Raw genomic sequence first — 14272 nt, forward strand, 5'->3', positions numbered from 1 at the left:
AGAAGTTTTCACCGACCACTTCCTCTCTTAATGCCTAGATAAACTTACTCCTTCTCTTCATTGTCTTGTATTTATTTTATTAAGATTATAAGTTAAAATGTACCATCTGTCAATAATCTAGCCCTCTTTAGAAAAGATAATAATTTAAGTCTTCATATATTATCTTTATTACAACACCAATAGGCACTGCCAATACCATTCCTAAAAAGCCTCCAAGCTTTCCACCAACAATTAATAATATTATAACAACTAGTGGATGCATGCTTACGCTATCGCCTGTTATCTTAGGAGATATTATATTGCCTTCAATCTGTTGAATTAAATACAGCCAAGCCGCAGTCCAAAGAGCAGTCTTGCCTGAATATAATAATGCCACCATAACAGCAGGAAGACCTCCAAATAACGGTCCAAAATAAGGTATTATATTAAAAAGTGCATTTAGTACTGATAATATAATTGGAAAATCAACGTGCAAAACTATTAGTACTACAAAAGTCAGCACACCTATAATAGCACAAAGAACAAACTGACTTATTATGTATCTTCCTAGTATCTTATCTATATCGCCAATTATTTTTTTGATCATATTTCGTGATTTAGACGGGAATATAACAAGAATTCTATTAAAAATAACATCACTGTCAGCTAGGAAATAATAAACTACGAGTGGCACAACAGCAAGTGACAACATATTTTCGCCTAAACTTAATATGTAATTAAATACTTTATTGAACATATCTATCAGCATGCTGTTACTTTTCGTATATATAGAATCAAGAATTACATAAACAGTTTTATTGCTGCTTATTGGTTTTATTCTTTCATATAAGTTTTCAACAAAAAGCTGAATCTTTAGCAAAGTATTGTTTATATTCAGACTTTCTTTAAACAATGATGGAATTACAACTACAACAGCGCCTACAGCTATTGCAACAAAGATTGTTAAAATAAGAATAACCGCAAATCTTTTATTAAAGCCCTTATGTACAAGCACAAGTAATAAAGGTCTTAAGGAATACGCTATTACAAAGGATATGCATAATAAATAATAAAGTTCTTTTACCACCGGACTTTTAATTGACAAATATATAACAAGTATAGATATTAAAATAATTATTAAATAATTATATAGTCTTTTCATTTTGATTCTCTTCTGCAAATAATTTGTGAGGTACACTTATAAATTCCACTTTACTTTTCGCAGAATAATATAGAATGCTCTGTTCACCAATTATAAAGCTATTAACTAATAATATTTTCTTACCTACTAATAAATTTTTAATAAATCCAGTGGACACTACTAGACCTTGTATCTTAAAAGTAAACTCATGAAATAATATATCCTCAGCCATTCCTAAAATATTACCACTACAGTTTATAATATCCATGCCTTTTATTTTGGAAAATGTAAACAACTTATCTTTTAAAACCCTGCTAACTATCATAGATTTATTAAACGAAACTATATCTTCCTTCAGTACACATAGAGTCTTTTGAAAAAAACTGTAGGAAGAAACAACAAATCCTTTCACATCTCCCTTTTTAAAATCAATTATAATATCATTGATAAATCCTATTTTCTTACCTCTTATATCAACTACATCCATAAGCATAAAATCTTTAGTCTTAAACATAAGAACCTCATAAAATTATTTTTATTTAAGAAAAACTATCTTATATGTTTCCCAAAAAATAAAAAAATATAACCCTTTTACAGAGTTATACTTTCATAATTATTCGCCATGTACCTGATCGTGTATATCGTCGTGCTCTTTATAATCCCAAAGTTCTAAACCAGCGGATTTTCTATATTCGTTTATAGCCTTATGAATAGCTTCCTCTGCAAGCACTGAACAGTGCATCTTTACAGGTGGAAGTCCATCTAGAGCTTCAGCAACAGCTTTATTAGTAAGCTTCCAAGCCTCTTCTACTGTCTTTCCCTTTATAAGTTCTGTTGCCATACTTGAAGAAGCAATAGCTGAACCACAGCCAAAAGTTTTAAATTTGGCATCCACTATTATATCGTCTTCTATCTTTAAATACACTTTCATAATGTCGCCACACTTGGCATTACCGACTTCTCCAACACCATTTGCGTCAGGAATTTCTCCCACATTTCTTGGATTCATAAAATGATCCATAACCTTTTCGCTGTACATTATTTATTGATCCCCTTTCTTTAAAAAGTCATCCCAAAGTGGTGACATCTCTCTAAGTCTCTTAACTACCTTTTCAACTGTTTCAATTACATAATCTACTTCTTCTTCAGTGTTTGTATCTCCTAAGCTCAGTCTTAGAGAGCCATGCGCTATTTCATGTGGCAGTCCAATAGCTAAAAGTACATGTGATGGATCCAAGGAACCAGACGTACAAGCACTTCCGCTAGAAGCACATATACCCATAGCATCCAACAGCAGAAGTATTGCCTCACCTTCTATAAATCTAAAACAAACATTTACATTTCCAGGTAGTCTATTTTCATAACGAGGTCCATTTAATCTTGTATGTGAAATTTTAAGGAGTCCTTCTATAAGTCTGTCTCTAAGAGCTGAAAGTTTTTTAGAATGCTCTTCCATGTTTAATACAGCACTTTCTATAGCTTTTCCAAAGCCAACAATACCTGCTACATTTTCAGTACCAGCTCTTCTAGCTCTTTCTTGTCCTCCGCCGTGTACTAGATTATCTATTCTTACACCTTTTCTTATATATAACGCTCCAGTTCCCTTAGGACCGTATATTTTATGTGCAGCCATGGACAGTAAATCTATATTCATTTCCTTAACGTCGATTTCAATATTTCCAACAGCCTGAACAGCATCTGTGTGGAATAATATCTTCTTTTCTCTGCAAAGCTTTCCAATATCTTTAATAGGTTGAATAGATCCTATCTCATTATTTGCAAACATTATAGAAACTAAAATAGTTTTATCTGTAATAGCTGCTTCCAATTCCTTAATATTTACAGCACCATATTCATCAACTGAAAGATAAGTAACTTCAAATCCATGCTTTTCTAGATACTCACAAGCATGAAGAATAGCATGATGCTCAATAGTTGTAGTAATAATATGGTTTCCTTTGTTTATGTTAGCAAAAGCAACCCCTTTTAGCGCCCAATTATCTGCTTCTGATCCGCCGCCTGTAAAGTATATTTCATTAGCTTCAGCATTGATAGCTTTCGCAACCCTGTCTCTTGCTGTGTCTATAGCTTTTCTAGTTTCTCTAGATAAAGAATATACAGAAGATGGATTTCCAAAGTGCTCAGTAAAGTAAGGAAGCATTTCTTCCAAAACTTCAGGTTTTACATAAGTTGTAGCAGCATAATCCATATAAATTGGCTTATTCATTATGTTTCTCTCCTTTTAAATACACCCGTTCATATTATTATAGTCGTCTAAGATATCCTGCAGTGTTGTAGATTTTGTTACACTATCTATACTGTTTTTGATTTTAGCCCACAGAAGTCTAGTAGCACAACAGTCTAAATTATTACAACTTTTATCATCCAGGCAGTTTGAAATTTCAATAGGTCCTTCAAGAATTTCCATAATCTCAGCTACAGTTATATTCTTTGGTGCTTTGCTTAAAACATAACCTCCCTGAGCTCCTCTTACGCTTTTAATCAAGTTCGCCTTCCTAAGAGGCGAAAATAACTGTTCTAAATAATATTCCGAAATACTCTGTCTCTCAGATATACTTTTAATGGATACTGGGTCGCCTCCAAAGTGAATAGCTAAATCAACCATGGCTTTCACACCGTAACGTCCCTTTGTAGAAAGTTTCATCAAATCACTCCTTTAAATTTGAGTGTTTCTCTATACATTCAAATTTATAATAACAAATCCGAGTAATCATGTCAACAATGCCCTAAAACAGAATAAATATGCAAATTAATCCTCAACATAGTATGTATGTTTTCCCATTTCATTTGGAAAATATTCCTGTTCAACATAATGTCCTGGATAATCATGAGGATATTTATAACCCTTATGCCCTAATTCATCAGCCCCTTTATAGTGGGCATCTCTAAGATGAACAGGAACCCTGAATTGATATTTCTTTCCTTCTTCCATAGCCTTAAACACAGCCTCACACACCGCATTTGACTTTGGTGCTTTCGCCAAATAAATTATAGCTTGAGCAATTGGGATTGCTGCCTCAGGTAACCCTACCATTTGAAGAGCATTACTTGCAGCCATAGCAATAACCATTGCATTAGGATCTGCCATACCTATGTCTTCTGAAGCCAATATTAAAAGTCTTCTTACAATAAACCTAGGATCTTCACCTCCAGCAAGCATTCGCCCGAACCAGTATAATCCAGCATCAGCATCAGACCCCCTAATGCTTTTTATAAACGCTGAAATAATATCGTAATGATTATCTCCTGTTGAGTCATAGTTAACAACCGATTTTTGCATTGCTTCTTCTATTACAGTCTTATCTATCACAATTACACCTTGACTGTTCTTTTGTGATGAAAGCACAGAAAGTTCTAATGCATTAATTGCACTTCTCGCATCCCCGCCGCCAAGTTCAGCTATATGATATAACGCTTGAGGATCTGCATGTATCTTTATTGACCCATAGCCTCTTTCTTTGTCTTTTAAAATGTTCTCCAAAATCTCTTTTATATCTTTAAGAGTTAGAGGTTCAAGTTGAAATACCTTTGCTCTGCTTAAAAGAGCCCCATTTAATTGGAAGTATGGATTTTCCGTAGTAGCTCCTATAAGAATGGCTATTCCCTTCTCCAAAGCATCCAATAGAGAATCCTGCTGTGCGCCCTTTTTAAGAGCATGTATTTCATCAATAAAAAAAATAGTCTTCTTATTATACATTTTTAAAAGATCTTCAGCTTTGTCTATATATTCTCTTATCTCTTTGACCCCAATTGTTGTTGCATTGAGCTTTACAAACTCGCATTTTGTTTCCTTTGATATTATATGGGCAAGGGTTGTCTTTCCAACTCCAGGAGGTCCATATAATATTATAGAAGTCAAACTATCATTTTTTATAAGTCTTCTTAAAAGTTTTCCTTCACCAATAATATGTTTTTGACCAAAGAATTCATCCAAATTTCTAGGTCTCATTCTTTCTGCTAATGGCTTATTATTAATATTTTTATTCATTGCCATAGTAAATAAATCCATTGTAAATCACCACCAATATGCTGCATAGCGTTTTTATAATATTATGCCTTCAAGCTTTAACAGCTTATCTTTAATATCTGTCCTTGTACCAGCATAACCCACAAGGCTTTTATCTTTTCCTACTACCCTATGACAAGGAACTATAATAGGTAGAGGATTTGCCCTATTAGCCTGCCCAACAGCACGAACTGCCTTAGGATTACCTATAGCTTCAGCTAACTGGGAATAGCTGATTACTTCACCATAAGGAATATTCATTAATTCTTTCCAAACTCGTTTTCGAAATTCAGTTCCTTCTATAGAAAGCCTTAATTCAAAGTTCCTTCTCTTCCCCAAAAAGTATTCATCTACTTGTTTAAGTGTATCATAACATTTGCTTGAGCTTTTTTGAACATCATTTTTCGATGCAAACTCTTGCCACTTTTCTTCAACTATTTCAATATTTCTAGCCCCTAACTCGTCTGAAACTATATATATCCTGCCAATTAAACAATCGTAACTATCATAGTAAAGCTTCATGGATGTACCTCCAGATTTTATTAAATATTAATTTTGCCTTATTCAAACATTTTACTATAAAAAGTGCTTTCAAAACAACTAATGTTAACTGTAAAAAATTAATTTTACTGAATATATAATCATATACTTTATAAGTAAAATGTTTTGGAGGTTATTTTGTGAAAGCAAAGCTAATAGCTGTGGGGAATAGACTTATGGGCGATGAAGGAATAGCGATTAAAATTGCTGAAAAATTAAGTGATGAGCTCAACTTGCTGGGTATTGATGTAATTATTGGAGAAACAGATGTAGATTTTTGTTTTGAAAATATGAAAATTAATGATTATATCTTACTTTTGGATGCCACTTGTTATGGAATAGAACCCGGCACTATAACCTTAGTACCTTTAAATAAAAACAGCTTATATATTAATCATTCTTTGACTCAGCATGACCTAAGCTTAATAAGACTATTAGATAATTCTGAACATCTAACTGGTTATTTAATTGGCATAGAAGTGAATAATATAGATTTTGATTTGCAGTTAAGCAAACAACTTCAAGATAGGTTTCCATTACTGTGTGAAAAGATAAAAAGTTTAGTTATAGAACTAAAAGCCCGCCCTAATGATGCAGCTTCAAATCTTGTTGAAAACACTGTTAGAATTGTATAGTATTTTTGAGTTTATAAGCCAGCAGAATACTTTTCTATTCGCTGGCTTAAATTTAAGGTTTTAATTCAACATAATATTTCTTCACATAAGGAGATGTCATAACTCTAAGAATACAGCCGTAGTCCATATAAAAATCTATAACGTCTCCAATATTATAATTAATATTGCAATTTGTTATGTCCACTATAAGATGATCACTGCTGGCGCCGAGCACCTTAACACTTGTATTAACACTCTCTATGCCTTCAGGTACTATATCCTGTCTTCCTAATGCAATAATTGCCCTCTTAATAATTCCCTTATCTTCAAATTTTGGAATTTGACCAAAAGCATCTATTCCTATTGTTCCAACAGGGACCGATGGTTTTTCTTTAATTTCAATAATTTCGCCTTTCAGAATGAAGGAATCCCTATAGCAGCCGGTTATATGATTGCCAAAAGCAGTTTCTCGTCCAAGTACAATGGCTTCTCCAATTCTTAACTGGTTAATTCCTTTAGGTATAGTATTGTTTAAAATTGCATAAAGACTGCTGGAATTTCCTCCAGAAATTATTGGAAGCCTTAAGCCATAAGATTTCTCGATTTTCTTTCTTAACTCCATTAGCCTTCCTAAATTATCTTTATCTGGTATAACTCCACCATAACAAGTCAAGTTTGTACCTATACCGCAAAGCCTTATATTTGGCATTCGATTTATGCTGGTTACCATTTGAAGTACATCTTTCTCTAAAATTCCTTCTCTCAAATCTCCTAAGTCAACCATCAATATTATGTGATGAATTTTATTAAGCCTTCTGGCTGCATCGGAAAGTTTTTTAACAGTATCAATTTCTGAATTTAAACTTATATCACAATATTTGATTATCTCTACAGCTTGGCTTTCCATAGGTATTCTTAGGAGCATTTTTCTACACTTTAAACCACCAATTCTTTTTAGGTTCTCAATCCTGGAGTCTCCAATAATTTCTATTCCACCTCTCAACATAGCTTCAACTATTGGCTTTTTTGCTCCAAACACTTTGCTTACACCCACAATGTGGATTTCCTTGCTTTTGCATATATCTACAATTTTTTTTGTGTTGTGAATTATCTTGTTCAAATTTATTTCTATGCAAGGATATTTTTTTTTCATATTTCCCCCTGACTTATATCCCCAAGCTCTGTCTTAGCAATATTAATGCTGCTGCTTTATTTTCTTTACTCAATACTCCAGCACAAGCCATTATATAATTTCTATCTAGAAATACTTCTGCACTTGCTCTTGGAAGCATGGTCAAATCCTCTTTATTATATCTAATTTCTCTTAAAAGCTTTTGCCCATCTGGCAGTCTTGTAAGTGCTCCACCAGTACCTATAATATATTTAATTTTAGACAAATCTTTGCCGTAAGCTACAATCTGCTTGCTAGCACCATAGTTTCTTTTTAGATATCCAACATGTCTATTCAATGCTATTTCTAAAGCCTTTTTGGTCAGTATTAAACTGCAATCTATCTCTTGTTTAGTGGAGGGAATTGATTTTATATTATCAGTTATAAATTGTTTGTTAACGCTTTTCAGATCTCTTAAATCAAGTAAATCTATTATATTGCCGCTATTAACATATACACCCAAATCTCCTTCTACTGTTCGCTTTGCCACAGGCTCAGGACTAATAAGTATATCCAATATCTCAGAGCTTCCTTCAGTTACAGAATGAACATCCGTTGTAGCACCTCCCACATCGAGTACTAGTACATCCCCTAAGATTTCATGCAGCAACTTTGCACTCTCCATTACAGCTCCTGGTGTGGGCATAATTGTACCATTAACCATATCCTTAATTTGATTCATTCCAGGTGCCCTAGTGATATTATTCTCAAAGGCCTTTTGAATAATCTTTCTTGAAGGTTCCACATTAAGCTCGTCAATTTTAGGATAAACATTATCCACTATATAAAGCTCCTGCCCCTTAAAAAGCTCTCTTACCTCTTCATGGTTTGCTGAATTTCCACAGTATACTATAGGCTTATTTAGCATTTCCCTGCTTAATACTTCAGAATTATATAAAGCAGTTTCTCTCTCTCCAAAATCTGTTCCTCCAGCTATCATAATGAGGTTTGGTTCTATTTGCTTTATTCTTTTTATATCGCTGCTTCTAAGTTTCCCTGCAGTAACTAGCTTTATATTACCTCCAGCTCCAAGAGCAGCTTCCTTTGCAGCCTTAACAGTCATATCTTCAACTAACCCGTGAACTGTAATTTTTAATCCACCTGCTGCACTGCTGGCAGCTAACATCCTATTCCAGATTATGCACTCACCTATTTGAGATTCCAAATCTTCAATAGACTTTCTAAGTCCTATATTAACATCGCCTTCCTGCACTGTGGTGTAGCTTTTGCCCTGTCCTATTATCTCAATGCTGCTTTTATTAAGCTTGAAACCAGTAGTAACAGTCGTAGTACTCCCTATCTCGGATACTAGGTAGTCTATTCTCATAGCTCCTCCTTCCATTAAGCATATTGCCTATTTTGTTTTATAAACTCATGAATATATAAATATTTACTAGCTATCTTGTCTCCTTTGAAACTCCTCTACAATAAAAGTAGCTACATGGTTTCCATTGGTTCCTCTACCAAAGCCTGCATCCATTCCATTTGCTTTTGCTATTTCATCATTTACTTGAGTTCCCCCTGAAATAAGTATTAGTCTATCTCGAACACCTTTTTCCACACAGAGATCATGAAGCTTTTTCATATTCTTTATATGAATATCATTGTGAGTAATAATTGTACTTGCCATAACAACCTGTGCATTAGTTTCTACAGCAGCATCGATAAGCTTTTCTATAGGACAAGATGTACCTAAATACTCGCAATGAATACCATACTTTTCAACTCCGCCATGCTTAATATCGATTATTTCTCTAAGACCTACTGAGTGTTCATCCTCCCCAACTGTCCCTGCCACAATTTTAACTGGATGCTGTTTTATATATTCTCTTATAAAATCCTCGCCTAAAACTTTTTTGGGCTCTGCTATTTTAAGTTTCTGCTTATCTACTGAGAAATTAACCTTACCTTTTATTTCAACTAAAGTCCCTTCAGCTTCCTGCATTACCTGCTTATGAATAACTTCAACTTCAGTTAAGTTCATATTTTTCCCGATTTCTATTGCAGCTGCCTCACTTATTAGTTCACTTTCAGGTATGAACATAGTCACTGACAGAAAGCCATCTTTTTTCCATTGAACCTCAGGCATAACTGTATTATTTTCTTTTAAGTTTTCCAATCTCTTGTATACATTATCGTTTTCATCCAGCTCATCAATAAATTTTATCTTTTCATGTCTGCATAGAGTGCATCCTTCAATCGCATCACAAGCTTGTGCATATTCTACTGGTATATTGTTATAACCAAAATGAGCGCATACTGGAGCAAAGTAATCTTTTTCTCTTGGAAAAATTGAGTCTGCAGCTATACCGCCGTCTATTCTTCTGGCAATACCATCGCCATTTCTTTGCGGGTATTCGCCCGAATCAACAAAAAAGCCATCTTCAACTGCTTTAAAGTATCCTCCGTGTTCAATTATCTCTTCAAGAAAAAGCACTGCTCTTTCCTTTAGTTCTCTAACTTTTTCTGGAAGATAGCCATCTTTCTTAAGCTCTATCATATCCATGAGCCCATCCATACCAATTAAAGCCTGCTTTGCTGTGTTAATAGCATGCATATTATTATAATGCCAAGGTACGTTTCTTCCCTCATCAGGTGTAATTGTACTTTGAATATCTGCTGAGGTTAGTTTAGATATCATTAAATTTAAAGTGTGTCCTACAGTTGCTTCTCTTGTGCAGGATTCAATATATTTTGTATTCATCTGAGCTCTCATCTTATAATCCTTGAATAAATCTCTCAATGCAACTGCATAGGGAAGATCTATCCTTATGCATGGTGCAGGTGCTGAAGTAGGCGGAACTGTTGATAATGCTATGTTTTCCTTTTTCATACCAACGAGTTCTGAAAACTTGCTATTTATAGCATGCTGCACCATAAGCTCAGGCATTACTTTATAGCCCTTCATAGCTGTTGCATTTGCATTATGTGCTCCATCAATCTGAAGCATGCCTGCCCAGTTCATTAGTTTTTTTGCAACTGCTGCATCAACAAATGAACGAATCATGTTTATATTTCTATATAACACATTATATTGAGGGTCTTGGTGTGCTCCGTTAACTCCTTCTTCTGCGAACATAACTGCTATATCTGGTCCTGCCACTCCTGACACATAAGAGTGAAAGTTGATTTTTCTTCCAACTTCTTCTTCGATTAAATCCAAGGCTTTTCTGGTAGCTCGAACTTGCTTTCTTGTAACTGCAATTCCACCTACACCTTCAGGTGAACCTTCTACAAGCCCATCGAAATGGCTTTGCCCTGCAGTTCGTATAACCATTATATGATCTGCTCCATGCCAAGCGGCCATCCTCATTCTTCTTATATCATCTTCAAAACGTCCTGAAGCAATTTCTGTTGTTATGACAGGTTTGGGCTGAGGATCGATGTTGTTAAAACTGCGCGCAGCTGGAAGTGGGTGACTGTCTTTGAGTGGCTTTGATACTTCTTTGTACTGGAATTCTCCAATCTTATCCGAGTAATCTTCTCTCCAATGCCAGCCTCTTCTTTTAGGAGCGTAATTCTCCAAATCTTTCAATATTTCATCAATATTCAACTTTTTATTTCTTTGCATCATCTTATTCACCCCTAAATACCTTTATAACTACGTCCCAGCCTATTCCTCTGCTAAGCTCTTCTCCAGCTTCAAGATATGAAATATTTTTCAGCTTTGAATATGCCAGTACAACATTTCCCATTCCTTTTCCCATAAGTTTATACTTTATACCTTCTTTAACAAGGTTGCCAGCTTGGATACTAGAAAATCCCATCCTTAAAAGCACCGATCTCTCAACAGCTGGGCTAGTATGGTTATATGCCAATTCCACCATAGGCTTTACTATTTGCTCAGTAAGATTCCAAAATCTATCGTATAATTCTTCATCCCTTAAATTTTTAACATGTTCTCTTCTCTTTTCAAAATCATCTTCTCTTTTCATCTATAATACCTCCCTGACATATACATTCATGTTCGATAATAGTTCTAACATGCACAATCTATCCATTTTTGTTTCCTCGCATAAAAAATTCAGATCTATTTTATCTAATAAATTTGTATTTTTATGTTTTATAACATTTACCACATAAGATTTTTTATAATAGTTCAAATCCATTTCTTTAACAGCCAACATTGACGGATGTTCGGGCAGTATAATATTTGCTCCAGGAATTTCTGCTGAGGGGTTCCCTATTTTTATATCAATACCATTTTTTTTAGCAAAACTTAACTGAGAAAGAAGATGTTTTCCCGCTCCTGTATATTCTGTTTCCTGTATAACAATTATTTGTTCATCTTCCATTTCCTGGGCAATAATGAAAGCTGCTGCTAGCGAAGTATTTCCTGCTGGTCCTCTTTCCAGTCCCTCTATTTGTGCTAAAAGTTCAGTCATATAAAACACCTCACCCTGGGTAACAGTAACATATCTGTCAAGATACCTTAATGGCCTTGCTGCGCTCCTTGGTACATCTGACCTATCAGGCCATGTCATAAAGGGTATTCCAAAACCAGTATGTCCTGTAGTGAAGGATTTTCTATTGAAATCTTTGTCAGAGGCCATATGGAGTCCTGTTAAATCTACAGAAGCACCAACTATTTTTGTGCCTATTGCTCCAGCTTTCTTAAGTCCTCTTGCGGTACCAGTAACGTTTCCTCCACCTGCATGTGTAATAACAACAGCATCAGGATCCTTCCCAAGCTTTTCTCTACAGCCTGTTGCTATTTCATAGCCTAAAGATTCAATTCCTAATATTCCATATACAGAGTACAACGAAGCGTTGTAAAAACTAGTCTCATCTAAAACTTTTAGGAATGTATAAAAAAGTTCTGGACCTACAGTCAATCTTAAAACCTCTGCTCCTAAGCATTCACATTTTCTTGTTTTTTCAAGTATTTCCGGTTGACCTATTTTGTTCGAATCATAGCATTCTTGAACGATTATACTTTTAAGACCTCTTGCAGCAGCTTGTGACGCAACTGCTGCTCCATAATTTCCAGAGGTTGCTGAAGCTATTCCTTTATAACCCCTAACTTTAGCATCATAAACAGAAATAGAAGCTCTTCTATCTTTAAAGCTTCCTGATGGATTGCAACTTTCATCTTTAATAAATATCCTAGCTGCTTTCCCTGTCTTAGAAACTCTCCTTGCCAAAGCAGTAATATTTCTCAGTTCAAGAAGAGGTGTGTTTCCAACCCCTGCATCTTCTTGTATTTTCATTACTTCTGACAAAGAATACCCTGAATCTCTCATCATCCTCTCGTAGTCAAAGGATATGGACCCAGTTTCGTAATTAGAATAATCTATTCCTACAGATTTAAGCATTATCTCATTTTTCCGCTGCATAATGTTGTTATATTCACTCATCGTCATCACCCCACAACAACTTCTTTGCTTGAACACCTATATATGCCACCTCGGGTATAACTTCGCCAAAATCATGGCTATACCTAGGATTAACCTCAATTAATATTCCTTCCAAGGTCCTTCTATTTACAGTTTTTATTCTAGCTTTGCTTCCAATTTCAGCATCGTCCAAAAGCCATCCCTTTGCCCAAAGCTTTAGAGAGGTTTTTTTAGTATCCTTAGGAACATTTTCTGCTCTACTCTCAGCCTCTAAAATTACCTGCTCAATTTCAACAAAACTTCCTTTTGGAATCATTACTTATCACCCTCCTTATAGTACTTTACTGCTTCTGCAAAACTGTTTTCTAAAGCATGAGGCAGCGGCAAATCCACCATTGTCTTTAATCCTGGCATACTTGCTATTACCTGAGGTATCATGTTCACTGCAACAGCTATAGTTCCTATTCCTCCTGGAGTTTCAGGTTTTATAGAAAGATGCATATCAGGATCTCCTTTAATATATATATAGTCGCCTGTGTCTACTCCCTCACTCCCAGGATGAATCTGCTGAGGATGCTCCAGTGTAATGACTGCTTTTCCATTTTTCATGCCATAACCTGTATGAGAACAGCCTGCTACCATACCTGGTTCTACTTTTACATAAGGTGTTTCCCTATAAGTATTAGAAATTATTGGTTCCCTTGTTTCAATAATATCGTCAATTTCAATACCTAAGGCCTTTGCAATCATAGGTATTGATTGCCTAAAACCAACGTGGCCAACTATTGATCCATCGCTAATGCCATTTTCAAATTTTTCAACAGTAGTTCCTACACCTTGAGATCTCATAACAGTAGTACCAAAAGGAGAAAGATCATTAACTCTTGAAGCGCATATTGATTGAACCCTTCTGCAGGCAGCTGACAGAGTTATTATAAGGGTGTCTAAAACAAAGCCCGGATTAACTCCTGTTCCTAAAATAGATACTCCATTTTCTTTTGCAAGCCTGTCTAAATCTTTTGCTAAATCCTCGTCAGCAGTATAAGGATAGGCCATTTCCTCTGCTATTGTTATGCAATTCATTTTATTTTCTACAATTGTCTTTATATATGGATAAATGTTCTTTATAAAAGAATCTATGGCTAGAATCACTATATCTGCTTTTGTTTCTTTAATTGTTTTATTAAAATTGTTGCTAATATCTATGCTTAGATTCTCTTGAAGCCCCAGCACTTCTCCTAAATCCTTACCAACCTTATTTGAATTATTGTCAATACAGGCAATAATACTAATTCCTTTTTTATCAAGAAGCATTTTAGCTATGCCACACCCCATTGCTCCTAAACCGCATATAATAATTTTCACATTTTCCATGTTATATCCCCCTAAAATATTCCTTCATATATATTTCACTAGCAAGAATCAAGCCAATTTATATGCATTTCTATACTTAACTGATATTTT

15 protein-coding genes and 1 other annotated feature (1 of these 16 only partly in view) are annotated in these 14272 nt (G+C 34.8%); of the genes, 1 reads left to right on the forward strand and 14 read right to left on the reverse strand.

Annotated features, from left to right (window positions below; translation table 11 throughout):
- Positions 1 to 70, reverse strand: a binding site (T-box leader); it reaches 115 nt to the left of the window's first position.
- A 57-nt stretch (positions 71 to 127) separates the two neighbouring features.
- From NBE98_RS10315 to NBE98_RS10345, 7 genes are all read right to left on the reverse strand, one after another.
- Positions 128 to 1141 (reverse strand): AI-2E family transporter, encoded by a 1014-nt coding sequence (locus tag NBE98_RS10315; protein ID WP_250814862.1) that lies wholly within the window; start codon positions 1139 to 1141, stop codon positions 128 to 130.
- Positions 1125 to 1634 (reverse strand): PRC-barrel domain-containing protein, encoded by a 510-nt coding sequence (locus NBE98_RS10320; RefSeq protein WP_250814863.1) that lies wholly within the window; start codon positions 1632 to 1634, stop codon positions 1125 to 1127. The genes NBE98_RS10315 and NBE98_RS10320 overlap by 17 nt, the downstream gene beginning before the upstream one ends.
- A gap of 99 nt (positions 1635 to 1733) precedes the next feature.
- Positions 1734 to 2162 (reverse strand): Fe-S cluster assembly scaffold protein NifU, encoded by a 429-nt coding sequence (nifU, locus tag NBE98_RS10325; protein ID WP_250817536.1) that lies wholly within the window; start codon positions 2160 to 2162, stop codon positions 1734 to 1736.
- The gene (gene nifS, locus NBE98_RS10330; protein ID WP_250814864.1) at positions 2163 to 3347 is read right to left on the reverse strand and encodes a cysteine desulfurase NifS; all 1185 of its coding nucleotides are present in this window, start codon (positions 3345 to 3347) and stop codon (positions 2163 to 2165) included.
- A gap of 15 nt (positions 3348 to 3362) precedes the next feature.
- Positions 3363 to 3785, reverse strand: coding sequence for an RrF2 family transcriptional regulator (locus tag NBE98_RS10335; RefSeq protein ID WP_250814865.1), 423 nt, complete (start codon positions 3783 to 3785; stop codon positions 3363 to 3365).
- Between the two features lie 105 nt (positions 3786 to 3890).
- Positions 3891 to 5150: a replication-associated recombination protein A gene (locus NBE98_RS10340; protein WP_250814866.1), complete on the reverse strand. Its 1260-nt coding sequence runs from the start codon at positions 5148 to 5150 to the stop codon at positions 3891 to 3893.
- Positions 5151 to 5183: 33 nt separating this feature from the next.
- Positions 5184 to 5669 (reverse strand): methylated-DNA--[protein]-cysteine S-methyltransferase, encoded by a 486-nt coding sequence (locus NBE98_RS10345; RefSeq protein WP_250814867.1) that lies wholly within the window; start codon positions 5667 to 5669, stop codon positions 5184 to 5186.
- Between the two features lie 158 nt (positions 5670 to 5827).
- Between NBE98_RS10345 and NBE98_RS10350 the strand changes: the two genes are divergently transcribed.
- Positions 5828 to 6322: a hydrogenase maturation protease gene (locus NBE98_RS10350; RefSeq protein WP_250814868.1), complete on the forward strand. Its 495-nt coding sequence runs from the start codon at positions 5828 to 5830 to the stop codon at positions 6320 to 6322.
- A 52-nt stretch (positions 6323 to 6374) separates the two neighbouring features.
- Here the strand turns inward: NBE98_RS10350 and orr are convergent, their stop codons facing one another.
- The 7 genes from orr to ord form a co-directional block, all read right to left on the reverse strand.
- A complete protein-coding gene (gene orr / locus NBE98_RS10355; protein WP_250814869.1) occupies positions 6375 to 7454 on the reverse strand; it encodes an ornithine racemase Orr in 1080 nt (359 codons plus the stop codon).
- Positions 7455 to 7467: 13 nt separating this feature from the next.
- Positions 7468 to 8799 carry a GlmL-related ornithine degradation protein gene (locus NBE98_RS10360; protein WP_250814870.1) on the reverse strand — a complete coding sequence of 444 codons (1332 nt, stop codon included), beginning with the start codon at positions 8797 to 8799 and terminating at the stop codon, positions 7468 to 7470.
- A gap of 66 nt (positions 8800 to 8865) precedes the next feature.
- The gene (gene oraE / locus NBE98_RS10365; protein WP_250814871.1) at positions 8866 to 11046 is read right to left on the reverse strand and encodes a D-ornithine 4,5-aminomutase subunit OraE; all 2181 of its coding nucleotides are present in this window, start codon (positions 11044 to 11046) and stop codon (positions 8866 to 8868) included.
- 1 nt (position 11047) lies between these two features.
- A complete protein-coding gene (locus NBE98_RS10370; protein ID WP_250814872.1) occupies positions 11048 to 11407 on the reverse strand; it encodes an ornithine aminomutase subunit alpha in 360 nt (119 codons plus the stop codon).
- Positions 11408 to 12829, reverse strand: a complete 1422-nt coding sequence (ortB, locus tag NBE98_RS10375) for a 2-amino-4-oxopentanoate thiolase subunit OrtB (RefSeq protein WP_250814873.1) — start codon at positions 12827 to 12829, stop codon at positions 11408 to 11410.
- Complete coding sequence (ortA, locus tag NBE98_RS10380) at positions 12822 to 13124, reverse strand: 2-amino-4-oxopentanoate thiolase subunit OrtA (RefSeq protein WP_250814874.1); 303 nt, start codon at positions 13122 to 13124, stop codon at positions 12822 to 12824. The genes ortB and ortA overlap by 8 nt, the downstream gene beginning before the upstream one ends.
- On the reverse strand, positions 13124 to 14182 hold the full coding sequence (gene ord / locus NBE98_RS10385; RefSeq protein WP_250814875.1) for a 2,4-diaminopentanoate dehydrogenase: 1059 nt from the start codon (positions 14180 to 14182) through the stop codon (positions 13124 to 13126). The genes ortA and ord overlap by 1 nt, the downstream gene beginning before the upstream one ends.
- Positions 14183 to 14272 lie beyond the last annotated feature (90 nt).

This window comes from Clostridium swellfunianum, assembly GCF_023656515.1.
Lineage (GTDB): Bacteria > Bacillota > Clostridia > Clostridiales > Clostridiaceae > Clostridium_AT > Clostridium_AT swellfunianum.